This is a genomic window from Bacillus sp. SRB_331 (assembly GCF_003264175.1).
GTDB classification, from domain to species: Bacteria; Bacillota; Bacilli; order Bacillales; family Bacillaceae_G; genus Bacillus_A; species Bacillus_A mycoides.
In genome coordinates this window covers 56730-77341 of sequence record NZ_NADV01000029.1, presented here as the reverse complement: position 1 = coordinate 77341, position 20612 = coordinate 56730, and the positions used below count along the sequence as shown (strand labels likewise).

Genomic DNA, 20612 nt, shown 5'->3' with positions numbered 1-20612 from the left:
ATTAATTTATAAAAAGCAAAAGCTTCACAGGAGGTTTTGAATGCGAAAAAAAATATGGATTATAAGTCTGTTACTATTTATTAGTATGATTTTCACTTCTTGTAATGCAACAAATGCAAATTCGAAAGGAAAAATTAAACTTGGTGTAACAAGTTGGAAAGAAAATATTGCAACCGCAAATATGTGGAAAGTTTTATTAGAAGAAAAAGGCTATAAAGTTGAACTCATGTATTTAGAAAAAGCTGCGATATGGACTGGCGTCGCACGTGGTGATGTTGATGCGAATCTAGAAGTATGGCTTCCTGTTACGGATAAACCATTAAATGCCCGTTACAAAGATGACTTCGTCTTAAAATCAAAATGGTATGAAGGTACTGGGCTTGGTTTAGTCGTCCCTTCTTATGTGAAAAACGTTAACAGTATTGAAGATTTAAATGCACATAAAGATGAGCTAGATAATAAAATTGTTGGGATTGAACCTGGTAGTAGCCTAATGAATTTAACGAATAAAGCAATGAAGGAATATGATATAAAACTAAAACTTGTCCAATCTTCAGAAGCTGCGATGATGAGCGAACTAAAGAAGGCATATACGAAAAAGAAACCAATTGCTGTTACGCTTTGGAATCCTCATTGGGGCTTTTCAGAATTTGACTTAAAATATTTAAAAGACCCTAAGAAAGTATATGGTGAAAAAGATGACATTTATTACTCAGTTCGTAAAGGTTTCGAAAAAGATCATCCGGATATTGTGAAATACTTTGATCAATGGAAAATGAACGATGAACAACTTGGTACGTTAATGGTCATGTTAAATAAAACGAAAGATCCAGAAGAAGCTGCTCGAAAATGGATAAAAAAGAATCAAGCTTTAGTTGATGAATGGATAAAAGAATAAAGAATGACAAAAACAGGCTAGAGAATTTAGTATATTCTCTAGCCTGTTTTACGTTATTTTTTCTCAACAACTGCATCAACAATTCCATATTCCTTCGCTTCTACTGCCGTCATAAAATAATCTCTTTCTGTATCATGAGCTACCTTTTCTACTGGTTGCCCTGTTCGATCAGATATAATTTTGTTAATATCATGTTTTAACTTTAATATTCTTTTTGCTGTAATTTCAATCTCCGTTGCTTGCCCTTTTACACCGCCGAGCGGTTGATGAATCATGATTTCACTGTTAGGGAGCGCAAATCTTTTTCCTTTTGCGCCAGCTAATAGTAAAAGCGCACCAAATGATGCCGCAAAGCCCATACAAAGTGTTTGCACATCTGGTTTAATAAGGTTCATCGTATCTAATATTGCAAATCCCGCTGTCGTTGAACCACCCGGACTATTGATATACAGGAATATATCTTTTTCTGCATCTTCCGCTTCTAAAAACAATAATTGTGCTACTACACTGCTTGCAACTTGATCGTTAATTTCTGAACCAATCATAATAATTCGGTCTTTTAATAATCTTGAATATATATCATAGGAGCGTTCTCCTAATTTCGTTTGTTCTATTACGTAAGGAATTACACTCATTATAAATCCCTCCATCTGTTTTATGCCGCATTAAGCATACAACTGTAAGAAGAAGATTGTTTCATACTGAAGAATAACACTGGTTGTATTGATGGTAACTTAGTGAAATCTATTGTTGGGAGAAGTTTCGTCAACAATTCAGGTCTTTCTTCTCGAATAGAAGTTACAACGATTTCAACATCTTCCGTGTACTCCACTATTTCAATGCCTTCTTCATTTACAGTTTTCAGCCTATTTCTACTCCTAAATAAAGATGCTTTCACTGCGCCTTCTGATACCGAACATACTTTAGCAATATCCGCGATACTATACTGAAAAACATCCTTCAATAATAAAATTACGGATTGTTGCACATTTAACGAAGACAATACTTTCCCTACCATTTCATGCAAATCTGCAATTTTCCCATGTGGTTCTTCAAATGTATTTTGCTGTTCTAACTTTTCTTGAACGGATTTTGATTTCATTTGATCTAACCATTGATTTCGAGCAATTTTATACAGAAGCGTTATACAAATTTCCTTCTCACTATACTTTTGAAGAACTTTGCAAATTGCTTCTTGGGCAAGGTCTTCCCCATCCCATTTGTTTTTCGTCAAAAACGTACAGTATCTTTTTACCTCTGCATAATGTGTAATTAAAAAATTTATATTTGAATGATTCATATCGATATGATCCTTTAAAACCTGAGTTACTTTTGTGCACAAAATAACCACTCCTTTTCAGCGCTTACTTAATAAACGATTGAACAAATAAAAAAGTTACGGGGCTTATAATTAATTTTATGTTTATGTTCATGAATACGGGTCATAAATATGTTATATAGCATTTTACATGAGGAGGAATCAATTTGCCAAAATTAACAGTTGAAGGTACCGGAACTTTCGATATTAAAGAAGGAACGAAATTAGTATTAGCACTTGAAGATAACGGTGTACACATTCTTCATCGTTGCGGTGGCAAAGCAAGATGTACAACTTGTAGAGTTGAAGTCATTGCAGGTGATTTTTGTGAGGCGACAAATGATGAAAAACAAGCTATTACGGAAAAAGGAATTGAAGACCACTTACGATTATCGTGCCAAATGCGTGTACATAAAGATATTACCGTTCGCCCTATACTTACAGTTGAAAATTCCGGTTTAGATGCTGGACCACGCCCAGCGGAGTAAAATGATGAATTTAAAACAGCTTGCAGGCGAATATGCTGCTGGCTTTGTAAGAGATGGTATGACGATTGGACTTGGTACGGGTTCAACCGTATATTGGACGATACAAAAGTTAGGTCACCGTGTACAAGAAGGGTTATCTATTCAAGCTGCACCGACATCAAAAGAAACTGAAGTATTAGCAAAACAATTATCTATTCCGCTAATCTCTTTAAATGAAATTGATATACTTGATCTCACAATTGATGGAGCAGATGAAATCAATAATGATTTACAATTAATAAAAGGTGGTGGTGGTGCATTACTTCGCGAAAAGATTGTTGCCACCTCCTCTAAAGAACTTATTATTATTGCAGATGAATCCAAACTCGTTTCACATTTAGGTACCTTTCCACTTCCTATTGAAATCATCCCCTTCTCTTGGAAGCAAACTGAAAAGAGAATTCAATCTTTAGGATGCGAAACGCGTTTACGTATGAAAGATGGCGGACCATTTATAACTGATAACGGCAATTTAATTATTGATTGTATTTTTCCAAACAAAATATTGAATCCAAATGATACACATACAGAGTTAAAGATGATTACCGGTGTAGTTGAAACAGGATTATTTATCAATATGACGAGCAAAGCGATCATCGGAACAAAAAACGGTATAAAAGAATATTAAGCATTTTAAAGGCTGACTTTTGCAAGTCAGTTTTTTCTTTTATAGCATTACAGTATGATATACTATGAAAACACATTCATATCACACTAGAAAGGGCTGAACAATTTGCAATCCAAACTCATAACAGAACTTACAGATTTAGAAACTGCCTTTCACATTCGAAAAGAAGTCTTTGTAAAAGAACAAGGTGTCCCACTTGAAGATGAATTCGATACATATGACCAAATTGGCGAGGCATGCAAACATATATTAGTTTATTATAATGAACTTCCTGTAGGAACTGGCCGTATACGATTCGTTGACGGAATGGGTAAACTAGAAAGGATTTGTATTTTAAAAGACTATCGCAAATACGGATTAGGCAAAGTAATCATTCAAAAGTTAGAAGAGATTGCTCGTAACAAAGAAGCAAACAAAGTGAAACTACACGGTCAAACACAAGCTGAAGGGTTTTATGAAAAATTAGGCTATCAAACTTCTTCCGACGTATTTATGGAAGATGGAATTGCACATATACTTATGACGAAAGTATTGGCATAATAAAGTGAAACTTTAATCAATGGGGGTTTTGTTAATCCCCACTGATTATTAGCCCACACCAATCGGGCTTTTACGGACAGTTGATCTCCACAGCTGATTTTTGAAGTTGGAGTCTTACTGCCCGTTAATGCAGGGTAAACAGGGTATCCTATTCGTTTGTTTCATAAAACTTATCATATTCTTCACTATAATGGATTTTTAATTTTTCTATTAAACTTGCATCTGCTGAAATAATATCAATTACATCTGAATTTATATATAACAAATAAGTATCGTTATAAAAAGAAATATACGCTTGCTGACCACCATTAACGACATACTTGCAATACTTGTATACTTCATCTTTATGTACACCTTTTATCGTAGTAAATATTACTGTATTTTCAAGATCATCATCTGTTATTTGTGTTTCTTTCCAGTTTTGAATTTCAACAAACTTGCCTATCCTTGTTTTTTCATAAGTTCTCTTACTCTTATCGTACGCTATATAACCTGAAATAAATGAAACATCGATTCTATCATTTTCTTTAAATATTTCACCCAATAGTTCTCGTAATAGTTTCAGATTATTTTCAATCGACTCTGTACCAAACCTAATTCTGTAATTTGTTTGCACTTGAAAAAATGGTGTTGCGCTCATATCCTCAAAATTCACTTTAATCTTTTTTATTCTTTCCATATAATCCCCTTCCTTCATATAACATGAAATCGTTTATATAATAGAAAAATGCCTATAGCATGTAATATAGACATTCCCCCTCATATTTACGTTTAGATTTAAAATTACATATCATACTGACTTTTAAACTTGAATACCTCATCAGCAGCTTGCTTATCCCCACCGAATTTTCGGAAAGATTCCTTCATATTCAACGCAGCTTCTTTAAATGATGATTCACCTAACACAAAATCCACACTTTCACGTAGTCGACTCTCAGTTAGCCCTTGCATTTGTAATGTAACCCCTGCTCCTAGATTCTCAACTTGCTTTGCGATTACTGGCTGATCCGCACTTTGCGGAATTACAATTAGTGGAACCCCATTATAAAGTCCTTCATGTGTACTATTCATTCCACCGTGTGTAATAAATAATTTTGTATATGTAAGTACCTCAATTTGTGGAACATAATTTTTCACAATGAAGTTTTTAGGAATCTCACCTAAATCACTTATTTTAGTCTTTTCACCGATAGACATAACAATAGTATAATCGGTATTCTCAAAAGTTTTAAAACAAAGTTTATAGAACGTAATGGACTCGTTAAAAACCGTACCTAGTGAAATATAAATCGGACTTTTTCCTTCGATTGCAGTAAAATCGAAGTTTTCTTTTCTTAATTGTGTGGAAATAGATGGTCCCACAAATTTATATGATTCATCAAAAGTTTTTCCAAAAGGTTGGAACTCCCTAGTTGTATAAACAATTGTAAGTGGTGCAGGATTACAGAAAACTTCATAAGGTGATTTAATTTCAACACCATATTTTTCTTTAATTCCTATTGTTAAGTTTTGAAAATCAGTATGTATTCTATTATTTACTTCCATTGGGATACTTTTAGAAAGATGGTCTAACATTTGTTTAATTGATTTTTCATCCTGCGCAAAAGATGTACATGAATTAATTGCTGGCAGCTTAAGAATTTGAGCAATTAGATGTCCACAGCCAAACATAGAATCGTGAATGATGTAATCAAAATGTTCTCCTTCAATTTGTGCAAGAACACTTGGTATAATAACATCTGCTGTATGTAAAAGACCATTTATTCTTTCTGGTAAATAATTTCGGCCACCGGAAAGAAAAGCTTTTATAAACTTTTGGTCGTCAATTGTTCGTACAGTAGCTCCAGTTTTTTCAATACGCTCCCTGAAAGCTTCTATTGAAAAATAAACTACATCTTCACCGCGGGAAATAAGTTCTTCTACAACTTTAATTGTTGGATTAATATGACCTTCCGATCCAGCATTAATGAATAAAACACGTGCCAATGTAAACACTCCTTAAGTTAAATGATTTCTATGTTGTCATTAGGAGTATAGGCACTTCCCATACTCCTATCTCTTCTAAATGGACCTAGCAAGCCTAAACCCAAGATCATCTATATGAAATGTAGGATGGCTACGGCGGCGACAAGTAGCACCGCACCCTCTCGCTTCTTCAGCCCAGCTACCGCCTCGGAAAATTCGGTACGATCCATATACCTTTTCATCATACAAATCATAACACCATTCCCAAACGTTCCCTAACATATCATATACTCCCCATGCATTCGGTTCTTTTTTACCGACCTCATGAATTTTCCCATCCGAGTTTTTATTATACCAAGCTATCTTATCAAGTTCTCCATATGTATACCCAGTAGTCCCTGCTTTACATGCATATTGCCACTCTGCCTCAGAAGGTAATCGGTAGCCGTTGGACTCTACATTACAACTAACCTTTTGACCGCCATCACTAATAGAATAATATTCTTTTAATCCCGCTTTTTTTGAAAGTAAATTACAAAACATAATCACATCATTCCAAGAAATATTAACAACGGGTTTATGATTGCCTAGAAAAGAATTTGATGATTCATTTATAACAGTATAATATAATTCCATCGTTACAGTATATTGTGCAAGAAGAAACGGCTTAATTTGGGCCTTCCATTCTCTTTTAATTCGATCGTCTCTTAAAACTATCTCCCCTGCTGGGATTTTTACCATATAAGAATCAATCAAGCGAATTATTTCATTCAATATTATTCCTCCATTCAAAATGGAACATAATTTAATGTTTTTAATGCACCAATTTATACTTACTGCACTTCCTTTATGAATCGTTGAACCTCATTTGGTGTTTTTAAAATAATAATTCTTTTATCCTTATTGAATTGATCGAGTCTTTTTAAAATTGCAGGTCTTTTCGACTTAGGGTATTCCCAAATCCATTTAAAAAATTGCAAGTCAAACCTTTCTTCACATCCGGCGCCCATATCCGGTCTTGTTTTATTCCGATATTGCACAATTCTTTTAAAAGCACGATAAACACATATTGTTCTATGAATATCAAGAAAAATAATTGTATCAGCTGCGTTAATTCTTATGTCCATTGTCCCGCCATAATTCCCATCAATAATCCACTTTTCTTCTTTAATTAAGTCATTTTGAACTGTTCTTTGTTCCTCCCTCGGAACACCTACCCAATTCGGTTTCCAAAATAACGCATCAAGATGATACACCTGTATTTTTAGTTTATTTCCTAACTGCCTTGCTAATGTAGATTTTCCTGAACCACCAGAACCTATTAATATAATTTTTTTCATATTAGTACGATCTTTCTATAGATTCTTCAATAGCTTCTTTATTAGCAAAAATCCATAAAAACATCTCTTCATTTAACTTTAGTAAATCTTTTAACTGAACAAAATAAGTAATAAATATAATTTGAATTGAAAGCATTACATACCAAATTGATTGTAGTTCTGCTCTCGTTAAAATGTTTTGCTTATAATATCCTTTAAAAATTTCACTTACAATTTGTAACCATTTCCCTCTTAATGTTTCATCACTAAATATCTCACTTAAAATACTTGTACAGCAATAGCATAAATCGAATACTCTAACGTTTTCTTCTAGAAGCTCAAAATCGATAAACCCTTGAAAATCACTTTCTCTAAAGATTACATTTGATAAGTGCATATCGCGATGAATAATTTGTTTCGGTAATGAGTGAACCGTTTCCTTGAAAGTTGTATGTATTTGATCCATTTTTTGAATTACATCCTGATGAACATGCTCATTCTTTTCTAAGATCGGCAAAGCCCATCCGTATACCACTTTATACAAATCCCTTTTTATTAGCTCGTTAGCACTATCCATTGAATTTAGTGCTTTATGTAGAGTAGCTATTTCTTCTCCAATTGTGCTTGCTAGCCCTGTCAGCTTGTTCGTATCTTTTATTTCTAAAACACTTCCGGCAAAATACTCATATAAGCAATAATATTTTTCTTTATATAATACATACTTTTCGTCATTTTCCGTTTCTACTACTCTTTGTACCTTAATTCCTTTTTCATACAGCTGCTCCAATAGATTTAATTCATTTAGAAGCTGCTTGATGGATCCTTTTTCTTTTAAAATATACGTTTTATTATTACAATGAATTTTCGTTACTTTCGGTTGAATTACAGTAGCTGCGAGATTTTTATCTTGAAACCAATACTTTGCAATTTCTAATATATCCTCCATATACAAATACCCCTTTTAAAATTCACTTATTTCTTCCGTAAAATAAACTCACAAAGCATTCCCACTCCAACACCAATTGTATAAGCAACTACATCACTCCACAAAAATCCGTAACCTAAAACGAGTCCACCTATCGTCGTTGCACGAATATTATCAATCCAAGGTGCATGGTACAATTGGCTAATTTCAATCCCGTAGCAAAATATCAAACTAATAAAAGTTAATTTCTTCGTTTCTATTTTAGGAAACAAAAATCCGAATCCCGTGAAAATCATTAGTGCCCATAAAGCATCACCTAAGTAATCATTTAATAAATCTGGTAACGCAAAAGCAAACTTTCTTGAACTAAGACCTAACATAATAACAACTATAGTAAACACCGCATATAGTAATCTATTTCGTTTCGTATTCATTTCAAAATCCCCTAATATATAATGTAAAACTGCAAATAGCTAGTAAAATATAATCATTTTACTAGCTATTTATAGTCGAATTCACTTTGTATTTAATCCAATAACTCTTGCTGCTTTTTCTTTGAAAATGATTGTAATACTAAATCATACGACCAATCTATCATTTTATTAATTTGTTCTTGTCCTACATCCTTATGTATGTACACTGTATTCCAATGCTTTTTATTCATATGATATCCAGGAATTATTGTTTCTGGGTAATCTTCTCTTATTCGTAAAGAAAGTTCTGGATCACATTTTAATGTAATCGCAGCTTTTTCACCTTCTTCATGATTCACTATCGCAAATATTTTATTATTTAACCTCATACATGTTGCACTCCAGCCATCTGGAGAATCTTCTGTCGCTTTTCTTTTCGATAAACAATATGCTCTTGTTGCATTCATTCTAATTGGCACCTCTTATTCTTTCACTATTTGATTACGATGCATCACAATTTGCTTCGTCGCTTTAAATTGCTGTTCACCATAAAACTTTATTAGTTTCTCGCCGCAAAATAGACTAACAATATCAATATCGGATACCTCTTGAAGTAACATTGTAAGCATCTTCTCACCAATTCCCTTGTTTCTTACACTCTCATGTACGACAACATCTTCTATGTACGCTCGAAAAACACCATCTGAAACGACTCTAGCAAATCCAATTAATTCATTTTCTTCCCATACTCCAATTGCTATACTATTCTTTAACATTTTTTCAATATCAATTTCTTTTCTTTCTGGCCACCAACCAACAGAATCGTAAAGCTGCTTTATTTTCTCTGCACAGATTGGTTGTTCATGTTGTAATTTATACGTGTACATATTCTTTCTCCCACCAACTAGTATACATAATATTATTATAATCTCTTTTCTAAAAAGTGTTGACTATGCCCTTTCGGATGATCTTCAACGACACCATATTCTCGGTATCCGTGCTTTTTATAAAATTCTGGTGCTTGGAAACTAAATGAATCTAGTAATATGAGTCTACATCCTTTTTCCTTCGCAATGTCTTCAATTCTATGTAACAATTGACTGCCATAGCCGTCATGACGAACTGATTCATCAACCCATAAAAAGTCGATATGAAGATGATAAAAATACATCGTTCCTGTTACCCCGCCAAAGATTTTTCCTTCCTCATCTTTCACTACGAGGTTTACTTGTTCCATCAGTTGCTTTACTTCATCTGTTAATATGGACATGTTATATTGAATTACTTTATTTTTTATGTATTCGCCTTCAGTGCGAGTACCGTTCTCTATACGTTTCATATGTACTTCTTCCTTTCAATTCTTATAATATTTACATATTTTTATTTCAATAGACTAATCCACACAAATCCACCATATGTAACAAAACTTGAAAAACTAATTAACTCCGGCATCGATACATACCCTGTTCTTGCATAACTTATGACGATATAACTAGCAATTAATGGAATAGATTTATATCTGTGACATAAGGGCATATGCTTATTTTTATTTTTAAAGGCTTTTTGCTTATACGCGCGTGTTAGCTAATTAATAAACTATATAGTGTAATTAGGTGAATGATAAGGATGGTGTAAAAATGAGTAAATTTAAAAAGAATTTTCATATTCCGTGCGAATGTTTCGGTCCCCCTTTGCCTCCACCTGAAATTGGTCCAACGGGTCCAACGGGTCCAACAGGTCCAACGGGTCCAACGGGTCCAACAGGTCCAACAGGTCCAACAAGTCCAACAGGTCCAACAGGTCCAACAGGTCCAACAAGTCCAACAGGTCCAACAGGTCCAACAGGTCCAACAGGTCCAACAGCAGTAGGATGTTGTCCATGCACTAATATTCTTGATAACCCTGGATTTGATGAACCAGCAGTAGTAGGCGATCCAGTTCCTGGTTGGAATCCAGCTGGAGAGGTTACAGAAGTAGGTTTTCCAAATGCCCATAGTGGTCGTATTCTTTCAAATGGGACACTTAGTCTCTTAGCTGCGTCAATTGAACCAGGTGGAAGTATTAATCAATCGGTTGATGTTGGCGAAGGTTGTTGTTTTACACTTTCTTTCGCTGCGGATGTAAGGGATAATGCATTTCTTATAGCTTCTGTATCTTTTCCAGAACTTGGACACGGATGTCCTCCTCTCGCTACAACTCTTGGTTCATTAAATATTCCACATATTATACCTGTTGGGAATCAACCGCAATCTCTTTTCCAACATTATATTCTTGTTGTGTGTATACCTCCTGGTGTGACTACAGCATGTGTTGCTTTCCAAAATATTGCTACAGGTGGAGAAGGTGCAACAGCTTTTGTTGATAATGTTGTATTCCAACCTACTGGTGGACCTTGTCCTTCATGTTCACAAAATTTCTAATGTATTGAAGTACTTGAAGCTTTTCGTTTTACTGGCGGATCACAAAACCATTAAGGAGAGCCTTTGTGCTCTCTTTTTATGTTAGAAATCACCAGACACTCCCATATGCTGAGCGCATTCCTTTATAGTCCCGATACATATGAGCGATTCACTTTTGTAAACGGTATACTCCTTTAGGTGCACTATTCCCCTCCCTGCTATTAGTTGCGATAGGTAAGACTTTGAAGTTATCTCCATCTTTTCCCCCGCTTAACACTGTACGTGCGACTTTCATCGCATACAGCGCCCCATCTTATTCTTCTATACTAAAGCAACTAGATTACAAACAATGTTGTACTCACCAACGTATTAATTCCCCTTTCTTACGAAAGGTCACATCATCTTACTCGATCCTGTGAGTTACATCTAATTGATTTAGTTTTCAAAGAACAAGACTAGGGACTATCCCTCCACATTTATTACATGCTTCTTCGGTACTATGTCCCCACCTTCACAAGAATGAAGCAATTTCGGTTCGTTAGAACCTTATATGCACCTGTCCGCTAGTAGGCGTTGATGACAGTTTCTTGCTTACCACGTTCCAATTGACTTAGCTATACATATATCCTTAGATGCTTGCTTTAAGTCTGTTATCTTTACACCCTCATCGTTGGATGTTCCGAATTTCATACTATTTACTCTTACTTTTCGGTAGATAACGTCGTCGTTGACGACATACACATTTCTGATGTATTAAACGTTTAGACCCGTACATTCACAAGTTCGCCAGTCCTTTGTCGGACATTCTCACCATAGATATTTTGTAGCATCCCGACTTATCCATCACCATATGATTTCTCACTTAGGTTTTGTTCAGCCGACTTCACCTAGCTTCATACAATTTGTGACTACTATCATGCCTTGCATGTAGGAGTATCAGATAAGTAGTTTCAGCTCAACCTGACGGCTTTCATTCCTACTTTCAGTCAATCAGTTGTTGTTATCAAATTGATAACCCTCCTATTTCGTGTTTGCACACTTATGAGGAAACGTGTCGCGCAAATAACGTTTTTATTCAATTATCGGTTACAACGTTTGGTTGACTTGTCATCTTATATTCTTTATATAAGCACTTCAAAGCTTCTAGAATTGTTTCATCAACCTCTTTATTATCAAATCGATTAGGTAAATCTCTTCCCCCAATTACATAAAGAAACGGAAATTCATGAAACATTCCTATTATACCAATATTTATTGTAGCGGTGGATAAACCACCTGTCATATGAGCTAAATGATAATACGGTATCCCTTCATAATCACCTTGTTGTCTTACCATTCCACTAATAATGGGTTCCCATAATTCTGGTTCTGCTTTATACCCTTGAAAAATATGTACTAAAAGTGAAAGAACTTGATTTAACTCTCCGACATTTTGCTCATCTCTAGGGTTTTCCTGTATATGAATCTTTGAAAAGTACGTTAAAAGATTTTCTCTGACAGTTTCCCATCCTCCGCAGTGCATAACAATTGACTTTGCAATATAACTGTCGTGACAAGCTATCATCACTTCTACTGCTTTACTAAGTGTTAAAGTACTTCTTCCTTGTAGATGTGGATATAACTGTGCACTATCTTCATGTGGATTAAATTTAACATGATGAAGTATATCATTCCAATTACATTTGTTTCCCTTTACCATTTGTGCTACTACAAATCCAATTACTACTTTTGCTGCCGATGCTAAAGGAATATATAATTCACCATTATATGAAGCAACTATACGTTCGTTTTTTGTGGAATAAATAGCTACTCCTACATGACCAGATTGTATCTCTTTCATTTTTCGAATGACAGTATCCATTTCCATTCCTCTTTTCACATCGTTATATCACCTTCTAATAATTCAATATAGAATATAAAAAACCTTTTTTGACAGATTATATTTGTTATGACAATAAGAAAAAGGTAACAAGACCTACTCCTTGCTACCTAAAAACATACATTTTCACGAAAAGCTTCTATTCTTCTATAGGATTTTCAGGCCCGTTAAGCTCCAATTGATAAAAGGCTAAATCCAGCCATCTATTAAACTTATAACCAGCTTTTTGTATTGTTCCGGCATGAACAAATCCATAATTTTGATGCAAGGCAATACTTTTCTCGTTTTCCGCATCAATTCCAGCAATTAACGTCATATATTCTCTTTCTTTTGCAAATGTGATTAATTCTTCCATCAAAGAGGACCCAATACCATTTTTTCTATATTCCTTATCAACATACACAGAATGTTCAATTGAATATTTGTAGGCAGGCCACGCTCTAAATGGGCCGAATGTCGCAAATCCTACTACTTTATTATCTAGTTCGTATACGAAAATTGGATAGCCATCAGCCTTTTTTTGTTCATACCAATCTATTCTATTTTCAAGGGTTACAGGTTTATACGCATATACAGCTGTTGTATAAACTATCGCATCATTATAAATATCTAAAATACATGCTAAATCTTTTTTTGTTGCTTCCCTTATCATTGTTTTCTTCCTTTCATAATGGTTATCTTCTAAATGGTTTCATATTATCGGAATTTCTGATTCATTTCCACATACGAATACTAGCTTTTCGGAAACCATCAAATATATTAATCGCAGCAGACAAAGTGTAAATGAAAATTCCACCGCCAACTAACCACGTTTTAAATCCCTCTGGGGAAATAGTAAACTCATTTGCCACATACGTAATAAATCCTTCGTTAAATAAATGCGGATTTACTACAATTACAATGAATACTATTGTTCCAGCTACTTGAAGAATAGCATTCCCAATTGCCAACCTTTGCGTCCATTGTCCTTGTATTAACTTATAAAGTGATATACCTATTTCGAAAACGATCATAAGCAAAATAATTGGCCAATATTGAAGTAAAACATCTTGATTAAACGTTGGCGCGATAAACTTCAGTCCGTTTTCCGTACCATTATATACGCCTACAAGATGATTCGCATAAAAATACATTGTAGCCCATATTGCTGTCCACATTAAACCTCCAAAAACTTCAAACTTCGAGATCGACTTTTTCTTTGGAACATACGAGATATTTTTCAAATCATCAGGAGTCCATTTTTTTAAACTTGTCGTCAACGGTTGGGTACCTTTGTCTTTATCTGTTCTTTCTAAAATAGCAAATACAAGTGTCAACCAGAAAAATACATGGAGGCCTACTTCGACAATTTCCCCAATGCCTTTACCTATCAATTTTAAAATAACATCTAATACTGCTTGATCACCACTATAGCCTATAAAATTTTCTGCAACCATTGCAATGAGTGCGATAACAGCTGCAATTGGTATAATCATTTTTAATAACGTCGTATATACATCAAAATAACGTGGTCCAATTAAATGCATCGGTCTATCCAAATACCCACTAGCCAATGAGACCGGACTCCCCAATTTTTCGAGAACGCTCTTTACATCTTCCTCATTATAATCATCAGGTAACATATCCTCTATTGTCGACCGTAGCTCAAGCGTAATATCTTCACGATTTTTTTCAGGTAATCTCTTCGAAACTTCTTGGACGTACATATCAATCAAACTCATTCTCGTCCTCCTCCTTTAATAGGTTATAAAGTTCTTTCGAATCCTTTATCCATTCCTTTTTCAATTGCAAAAATATATCTAATCCATATTCACTTAAAACATAATACTTACGAGGTCTACTCTCCGTTTTATCCCAACTACTCGTCACTAGCTCCTGCTTTTCTAATCGGCGAAGTAGTGGATATAAAGTACTTTGATCTATCATGATTCCTGATTGCTCCAATAACTGGACAAGTGAATAACCATACTGCGGTGTTCTTAATTGGCTTAAAACTGCTAATGTCAACGTCCCTCTTCTTAGCTCAGTAATTAATGAATTTAATAAAGTATCCATTTACCCACCTCATTTGCATTACTATATGTCATACAGTATATGTTTTATACTATGTATCGTACAGTATAGTTGTGACAAAACAATCTTTTTTTATAAAAATCAGAAAATAAGAAAAGCACAAACTATATAATTTGTGCTTTTCTTATTTTCTTGCAGCTTACTAACAAACTTAAATACCATTAATACTTTTAACTATGTACCTCTGGTAATATAAACTCTCCTTTTTCTTTAGAAAATGGGACAACCTCTACAATTGCCTCAATATTAATTACTCCGTATACATGCGGGTATTCTTGACCGTTAGAAGCAAGTTCATATTTTATTTCTGCTTTTACTAGGGATGGATCAATTGTAAGTAATAAAACATCTTCTTCGTGACTAAAATGTTTTTGAGCAACTTTTAAAGCTTGGTCTAATAATGAACAATGAATAAACCCCTCTTTTTTAAGTGAGGCTTCATTAATCTCTCCAGTTGTTTTTGCGATTTCCCAATTTCTTTTTGTTATTACTTTTGTAATCATTTCCATTTCCCCCCTTATCTTTATACAGAAAAACAAGAGGTCTTCTGTTCATTACTAGAAAAGCCTCTTGAATTTATTATAAATTCCTATCTCTTCATTAACGGAGAAGCTTCCCGGCTATGGAAAATCCATAAATCATGAAGCGATCTTGTACATCCGACATACAATAACTTCGCATCATGTTTTGTATTTTTGTAATGCTCCTCATCAACGTCGATTAGAAGTACTGCATCAAATTCTAATCCTTTCGCCAAGTATACAGGTACTACCGAAATGCCACCTTCATACTTACTTTGATCTGCTTCAATGACGTTAACAGTCAACCCTGCATTTGTTAATTTCTCATATATATCACGGCATTCATCATCTGTTCTTCCAATTACCGCAATTGTTTTCACATCTTCTTTTTGCAAATGCTGTAATGTCTTTAAAACTTCAGTAAATTGGTCCTCTGCCCGAATTACTTTCACGTCTTCACCGCTACGGAAAACTGGTGTAGCAAGTCCTACAGGAATTTCTGCATTTTTTATTATTTCATTCGCAAATTCAATAATTTCTTTTGTAGAACGATAACTTTTCGTCAGTTCATAATAACCTGTTTCTTGGAATACTTCCTTAAAAGCATTCCAGTCTTCAATTCCTTGATAATCATAAATCGCTTGAGATAAATCACCTAATATAGTGAAAGAATTACCTAGTGTAATTTCTTTTAATACATATACTTGGAATGGCGAGAAATCTTGCGCTTCATCAATAACGACGTGATGGAACTTTTGTCCAATTTCAATTCCTGTTATGCGATGTTGTATGTAAATTAAAGCTGGTAAGTCTTCTACATACACTTCTTTTTTACGACAATTCTTTTCTGTTTCTTGAACAAGTTCTTCAGGTAATACTTCGAGTATTTCTTTACTCTTTATCATTGAATTATATAGTGAAAGCGGGCTCATTTTCGGCCAAAAATTCATATATGTGTTCAATCTCTTTGTCGCTTCTTTTTTTAGTAATTTTTTCTCGTTTGTTTCTCCAAACTTTTTAAGCTCAATTTCAATCCAGCGCTTCATACGGCCGACTAAACGTTCTCTTCTTTTCTTTAATGGATAGTGTTTATATTCAACCTGCATCCATTTTTTAACGTCTTCCACTGGAATAACAGCTTTATCCCATGCCTCAAAATCTTGTGTCGGAACTAAGTCATTTTCAAATTGAATCATTCTCTCTTCAATAAACGCCTTAAATTCCAGCGTACCCTTTAATTTACCTAGCATTACCTTGTTTTCATCGCGATTAATTGAGAAAGCTTCTTTCAATTTTTCTTCTGTCTGCTTCAGTTTCACTGAACCCTCTAGCAGACGCAATGCCCAATCTGGAAACGTTGTTTGACTAATATTTCCTACCCCTAACTCAGGAAGTACACTTGAAATATAGTCTAAAAACAAACTGTTTGGAGCGAATACGATCATTCTCTCCGCTTCAAGTTGTTCACGATATTCATAAATTAAAAAAGCAAGGCGATGTAAAGCGATCGTTGTTTTTCCGCTCCCTGCAACCCCTTGAATTAATAATGGTAAGTTTTTTTCCGCACGAATAATATCATTTTGCTCCGATTGTATAGTCGAAACGATATCTTTTAATTTATTATCTTTATTCTCACCTAATCGATATAGAAGAAAATCATCAGCATGCGAGACATCTTCATTTCCTTTTACATATGTATCAACAACACGTTCTAGTTCTCTCTTTCGAATGGAAATGTTTCGTTTTAAATAAACATCGCCTTCTACTAATCCGTCTGGTGAATGATAAAATGCTAATTCTTCACCACCAGTAAATGAATAAAACATACTAGCGACAGGTGCTCGCCAATCAATGACCATCGGTTTCATCGTATCTTTATCTGAAACCCCTACTTTACCGATGTAAATCGGCATAACATCTTCTTCGCCATCCTCCTGGAAGTCTAATCTTCCAAAGTACGGCTCTTCCACACCGATACGTAAGTTTTGTCTATTAGACTCCCTCATACTTTCAAGAATTTGCTCTTTAAAATCTTCTCCATAATAAACTGGGATTTTTTCAAGTTGCTCTAATTGCTCATCCATCGTACATAAAATATCTTTCATTTTCTGTAATTCTTCTTCAAATATGTTACTCATTTGATGATTCCCTCCTGTCCGTTCCAATTTTTTCAGTCGAGATACAATTGTATTAAAAATCCATTCATAAAGTCAATAGTTTAAGTAAGAATTTTCTAAAATATAAAAGAGTAGAGATTAATCTCTACTCTTCTTTACTTTAATTCGATATGACAAACATTCATTTAAACTTGCTAGTTCTTTATATTTCCATTGTTCAAAATCAAATGATCCCCCTGGGAAGAATCCTACAATACTTAAACCTGCTTTAGTACATAAATCACTAATCTCTTCAACTGTATAACAACGTAAAGACTGTGTTACAATCTCATTAGGCTGATTAGGATTCCACCAATGATCTAACATTCTTTCATTTATACTATCATATTCATATTTTCTCATAGCTGAACTTAATGGCATTTCTTGTCCACTTACCTTTTTCCAATACAAAGGTTGATAAATATCAATAAGTGCACATCCATCTTCCTACATCCAATCTTTAATCCGTTTTAGTAGAAACAATTGCTCATCATTTGTTCCTACACCAAATCCGTCTAAATAACTAACAACATCAAACTTTTCTTCAAAGTTAATTTTATAAAAGTCAGCACAATGAATAGCAATGTCATTAGTAGAATGTTCTTTGGCAAACATAACCAACTCTGGTACAAGCTCAACCGTAGTCATTTTTACATTTAACTTAGACATCGCCCTTGCGAATCCACCATTTCCTGCACCAAGTTCTAACATCGTGTGAAATGGATGACCAACTTGCTCTTGTACCTCTTTAGCAACTTGCTGAAGCCAACTCTCTGTATTTATATCGTAATTTAGCAATTCAAATTGTTTTTTGTAAAATTCTTTCACATTTAATTCGTTCATTATCATTTTCCTCCTTTAATAGTTTTTTCTACTACAGGTGAGAAACTAAATTTCTAATGCCCACTAGAAGTCCCCTTTTTAACTACCTATATTTTACATATTACCATAATAATCGGAATTTTAAATTAAAATACCGTAATAAAAAACCAGATAGTAGATTTATTTAAAATTCCACTACCCAGGTTTTACACTACATATGATTATTAATCATTTCTCTCTTTGATACTCTATCCAATTACAAAAAATGATTGGCATCTGTATCATCCGTTCATTTTGCGCAACATACACATATGCATATATTTCTCTATCTGACCTATATTATGTTCTTGTTACATACAACACAGTTTCATATTAAATTTAATTATCTAGGAGTCACGATTAGAATAGAAATTCACCCTTAGTTAGGAGTCTTACCTGTTTACATAACCTCACCTTCGGCTATCATTAACTGGATAACTACTTAAAACTGAAAAAGAATTTGTCAATTTTTCCGCGAAATTTAATGGTGGTTCCACAGATTGAATATGAATATACATAATTAAAGGTTCCATATATAACCAATGATTATGTAAGGCACTAACAATAATCCCCTGTTGAACAATTGATTGCATAAAAGAAGGAATCTCTTCTTGTAAAATAGCTATTTCTCCTAAGTTTAGCGCATTGCCGTTTTGGTCTAACGATTCAAATAGTACTTCCACTGGTATTACAGAGGTGGATGGTCGTCCCTGAACAAAAACTTTAATATTACGACGTAAAGATACAGAACAAACATTTTGATTTATGTTGCTTTTCCCATTAAGAATTTTAGAAAATCGTTCACAAATAAAGTTGAAATTATTCATATATATAACCCTCTCTCATTTCAAAATGATACTCCCATACCTTCCTTATTGAATGATATATCGTATAAGTATATATGCTATAAACTTATAAGGCATGCAAAAAAGAAGGAAGGAAATAAGGGATTGACGATATATCCGCTTGATATGAAATTGATATAACCTGTCATTATACATTAAAAAAGCTAGCAACATTATTCTTGGTTGATAATGTTGTCCTTCTGAATTCATTGTTACTCGCTCCTTTTATATTTTTATTGAGAAGAAAAATTAAAATCCCTCTAAAATGACGAAAGCTGCCATCTGTATAGATAGCAGCTTTTAAATATTCGCGTTTTTTTAAGTTATTCATTTTATAGTTATTTTATATAATAACATATGCTAAAAAATTCTTCAGGATTTTCAAAATGTAGGGGCAACCGCGAATAAAGATAACCTCTTTTCATGCAAATATAGTATGTAACATAAATAAAATAAAAAAAACAATTGCTATTTTAAAATGCAAATTCTTATCTTTCTTTTTATATCTCTTCAAGCCCATAAACATCAAAAGGAATAAAACAAAAATAGTTATAACCCCTGAAAAATAAGTAAAATCCCACTTGATTCCCTTTAATATTGCCATATAACCATGTAGTAAAACAATACCTGTAGATAAGATAGCAGATGGTACATGCCATTGTCTAACCAATCTACCTATAAATTGTAATAAGGTTTTTAGTTCAAATTTCCCTAAAGTTATCTTTCTAAAAGGTTTCCACTTTAATAATAAGAAAATAGGATATATTAATAAAGTAACAAAGAATCCAATTCGCGCAATAGAACCCATTTTTTTGAAAGTCCCTTTATAACCACGCATATTCTCTGTTAACCATTGTTCATAAAAATACGAGATAAATAAAAAACCTATCAAAAATAGTATAGCAACAACACCAAATGTGATCATAACTCTTTTTCGTTCTTTTCGATTAGAAATATAATTTAGTAAAAAATTATGTTTTTTACCATTTAAAGAAGAGTATCTATCCACTACTATATTCTCCTTTTCTTAATTTACATGTTAATAATAGTATGTAAGGCGCACAACACCATTCTAAGAAATTTGTACGATAAGGATTATAAAAACTAACGTTTAAATAAACATTAAATTACATATACAGTTTATGAACATCATGTTTGCTAAAAAATATTGGAATATCTGTATTTTAGAACTTGTTCATGAATATTTGAAAACACAGATAAAAGTTCAGAACAACTTTTATCTTATATGACACATTAATATCGTGTTCTAATTTACAACAAATCAAACCTCGCTATCATAACACCCTTTTGAAAATTTTCTTCTTAATAATCAATATAACAGAAC

Annotated in this window: 25 protein-coding genes and 1 pseudogene; 5 read left to right on the top strand and 21 right to left on the bottom strand. The window is 33.6% G+C overall.

The window, feature by feature from the left end:
* Positions 1-40: 40 nt before the first annotated feature.
* Entirely contained in the window at positions 41-898 is an 858-nt protein-coding gene (locus tag B5P42_RS18755) for a glycine betaine ABC transporter substrate-binding protein (RefSeq protein WP_002085124.1), read from the top strand.
* 53 nt (positions 899-951) lie between these two features.
* On the opposite strand, the gene clpP is transcribed toward B5P42_RS18755, so the two are convergent.
* Together clpP and B5P42_RS18745 are read right to left on the bottom strand one after the other, a co-directional pair.
* Positions 952-1533 carry an ATP-dependent Clp endopeptidase proteolytic subunit ClpP gene (gene clpP, locus B5P42_RS18750; RefSeq protein ID WP_113734907.1) on the bottom strand — a complete coding sequence of 194 codons (582 nt, stop codon included), beginning with the start codon at positions 1531-1533 and terminating at the stop codon, positions 952-954.
* Positions 1534-1553: 20 nt separating this feature from the next.
* On the bottom strand, positions 1554-2240 hold the full coding sequence (locus tag B5P42_RS18745) for an RNA polymerase subunit sigma-70 (protein ID WP_113734906.1): 687 nt from the start codon (positions 2238-2240) through the stop codon (positions 1554-1556).
* A 143-nt stretch (positions 2241-2383) separates the two neighbouring features.
* Here B5P42_RS18745 and B5P42_RS18740 point away from each other — a divergent pair, with 143 nt between their 5' ends.
* The 3 genes from B5P42_RS18740 to B5P42_RS18730 all read left to right on the top strand — a co-directional run bounded on the left by B5P42_RS18740 (position 2384) and on the right by B5P42_RS18730 (position 3911).
* Positions 2384-2704 carry a 2Fe-2S iron-sulfur cluster-binding protein gene (locus tag B5P42_RS18740; RefSeq protein ID WP_001125405.1) on the top strand — a complete coding sequence of 107 codons (321 nt, stop codon included), beginning with the start codon at positions 2384-2386 and terminating at the stop codon, positions 2702-2704.
* 4 nt (positions 2705-2708) lie between these two features.
* Positions 2709-3371: a ribose 5-phosphate isomerase A gene (gene rpiA, locus B5P42_RS18735; RefSeq protein ID WP_002136714.1), complete on the top strand. Its 663-nt coding sequence runs from the start codon at positions 2709-2711 to the stop codon at positions 3369-3371.
* A gap of 105 nt (positions 3372-3476) precedes the next feature.
* Positions 3477-3911, top strand: a complete 435-nt coding sequence (locus B5P42_RS18730; protein WP_113734905.1) for a GNAT family N-acetyltransferase — start codon at positions 3477-3479, stop codon at positions 3909-3911.
* Positions 3912-4059: 148 nt separating this feature from the next.
* On the opposite strand, the gene B5P42_RS18725 is transcribed toward B5P42_RS18730, so the two are convergent.
* The 9 genes from B5P42_RS18725 to B5P42_RS18685 form a co-directional block, all read right to left on the bottom strand.
* A complete protein-coding gene (locus tag B5P42_RS18725; protein WP_113734904.1) occupies positions 4060-4590 on the bottom strand; it encodes a phosphatase in 531 nt (176 codons plus the stop codon).
* A 104-nt stretch (positions 4591-4694) separates the two neighbouring features.
* Positions 4695-5897 (bottom strand): macrolide family glycosyltransferase, encoded by a 1203-nt coding sequence (locus B5P42_RS18720; protein WP_113734903.1) that lies wholly within the window; start codon positions 5895-5897, stop codon positions 4695-4697.
* A gap of 75 nt (positions 5898-5972) precedes the next feature.
* The gene (locus tag B5P42_RS18715; protein WP_070139392.1) at positions 5973-6650 is read right to left on the bottom strand and encodes a formylglycine-generating enzyme family protein; all 678 of its coding nucleotides are present in this window, start codon (positions 6648-6650) and stop codon (positions 5973-5975) included.
* A gap of 59 nt (positions 6651-6709) precedes the next feature.
* Entirely contained in the window at positions 6710-7216 is a 507-nt protein-coding gene (locus B5P42_RS18710) for a DNA topology modulation protein (RefSeq protein WP_113734902.1), read from the bottom strand.
* Between the two features lies 1 nt (position 7217).
* Positions 7218-8141, bottom strand: a complete 924-nt coding sequence (locus B5P42_RS18705; RefSeq protein WP_113734901.1) for a phosphotransferase enzyme family protein — start codon at positions 8139-8141, stop codon at positions 7218-7220.
* A 26-nt stretch (positions 8142-8167) separates the two neighbouring features.
* On the bottom strand, positions 8168-8554 hold the full coding sequence (locus B5P42_RS18700; protein ID WP_088033584.1) for a ribosomal maturation YjgA family protein: 387 nt from the start codon (positions 8552-8554) through the stop codon (positions 8168-8170).
* 92 nt (positions 8555-8646) lie between these two features.
* Positions 8647-9000, bottom strand: coding sequence for an MmcQ/YjbR family DNA-binding protein (locus B5P42_RS18695; protein ID WP_000994618.1), 354 nt, complete (start codon positions 8998-9000; stop codon positions 8647-8649).
* A 15-nt stretch (positions 9001-9015) separates the two neighbouring features.
* Positions 9016-9420, bottom strand: a complete 405-nt coding sequence (locus B5P42_RS18690) for a GNAT family N-acetyltransferase (RefSeq protein ID WP_113734900.1) — start codon at positions 9418-9420, stop codon at positions 9016-9018.
* 35 nt (positions 9421-9455) lie between these two features.
* Complete coding sequence (locus tag B5P42_RS18685) at positions 9456-9872, bottom strand: GNAT family N-acetyltransferase (protein ID WP_113734899.1); 417 nt, start codon at positions 9870-9872, stop codon at positions 9456-9458.
* A gap of 298 nt (positions 9873-10170) precedes the next feature.
* On the opposite strand from B5P42_RS18685, the gene B5P42_RS18680 reads away from it, so the two are divergent.
* Positions 10171-10953 (top strand): collagen-like protein, encoded by a 783-nt coding sequence (locus B5P42_RS18680; RefSeq protein WP_113734898.1) that lies wholly within the window; start codon positions 10171-10173, stop codon positions 10951-10953.
* 148 nt (positions 10954-11101) lie between these two features.
* On the opposite strand, the gene B5P42_RS32285 is transcribed toward B5P42_RS18680, so the two are convergent.
* The 10 genes and pseudogenes from B5P42_RS32285 to B5P42_RS18635 form a co-directional block, all read right to left on the bottom strand.
* Complete coding sequence (locus tag B5P42_RS32285; RefSeq protein WP_258397517.1) at positions 11102-11227, bottom strand: hypothetical protein; 126 nt, start codon at positions 11225-11227, stop codon at positions 11102-11104.
* Positions 11228-12007: 780 nt separating this feature from the next.
* Positions 12008-12793 carry a serine hydrolase gene (locus B5P42_RS18675; RefSeq protein ID WP_088033576.1) on the bottom strand — a complete coding sequence of 262 codons (786 nt, stop codon included), beginning with the start codon at positions 12791-12793 and terminating at the stop codon, positions 12008-12010.
* Positions 12794-12950: 157 nt separating this feature from the next.
* A complete protein-coding gene (locus B5P42_RS18670; protein WP_002147366.1) occupies positions 12951-13463 on the bottom strand; it encodes a GNAT family N-acetyltransferase in 513 nt (170 codons plus the stop codon).
* 61 nt (positions 13464-13524) lie between these two features.
* Entirely contained in the window at positions 13525-14532 is a 1008-nt protein-coding gene (locus B5P42_RS18665; RefSeq protein ID WP_113734897.1) for an HAAS signaling domain-containing protein, read from the bottom strand.
* Positions 14519-14866, bottom strand: a complete 348-nt coding sequence (locus B5P42_RS18660) for a PadR family transcriptional regulator (RefSeq protein WP_113734896.1) — start codon at positions 14864-14866, stop codon at positions 14519-14521. The genes B5P42_RS18665 and B5P42_RS18660 overlap by 14 nt, the downstream gene beginning before the upstream one ends.
* 188 nt (positions 14867-15054) lie before the next feature.
* Positions 15055-15387 carry a DUF952 domain-containing protein gene (locus B5P42_RS18655; RefSeq protein WP_113734895.1) on the bottom strand — a complete coding sequence of 111 codons (333 nt, stop codon included), beginning with the start codon at positions 15385-15387 and terminating at the stop codon, positions 15055-15057.
* Positions 15388-15473: 86 nt separating this feature from the next.
* Entirely contained in the window at positions 15474-17543 is a 2070-nt protein-coding gene (locus B5P42_RS18650; RefSeq protein WP_113734894.1) for a HelD family protein, read from the bottom strand.
* Between the two features lie 117 nt (positions 17544-17660).
* Positions 17661-18404, bottom strand: a pseudogene (locus tag B5P42_RS18645) (class I SAM-dependent methyltransferase).
* A gap of 428 nt (positions 18405-18832) precedes the next feature.
* Positions 18833-19249: a DUF1259 domain-containing protein gene (locus B5P42_RS18640; RefSeq protein ID WP_113734893.1), complete on the bottom strand. Its 417-nt coding sequence runs from the start codon at positions 19247-19249 to the stop codon at positions 18833-18835.
* 439 nt (positions 19250-19688) lie between these two features.
* On the bottom strand, positions 19689-20276 hold the full coding sequence (locus tag B5P42_RS18635; RefSeq protein ID WP_113734892.1) for a hypothetical protein: 588 nt from the start codon (positions 20274-20276) through the stop codon (positions 19689-19691).
* Between the last annotated feature and the right edge of the window lie 336 nt (positions 20277-20612).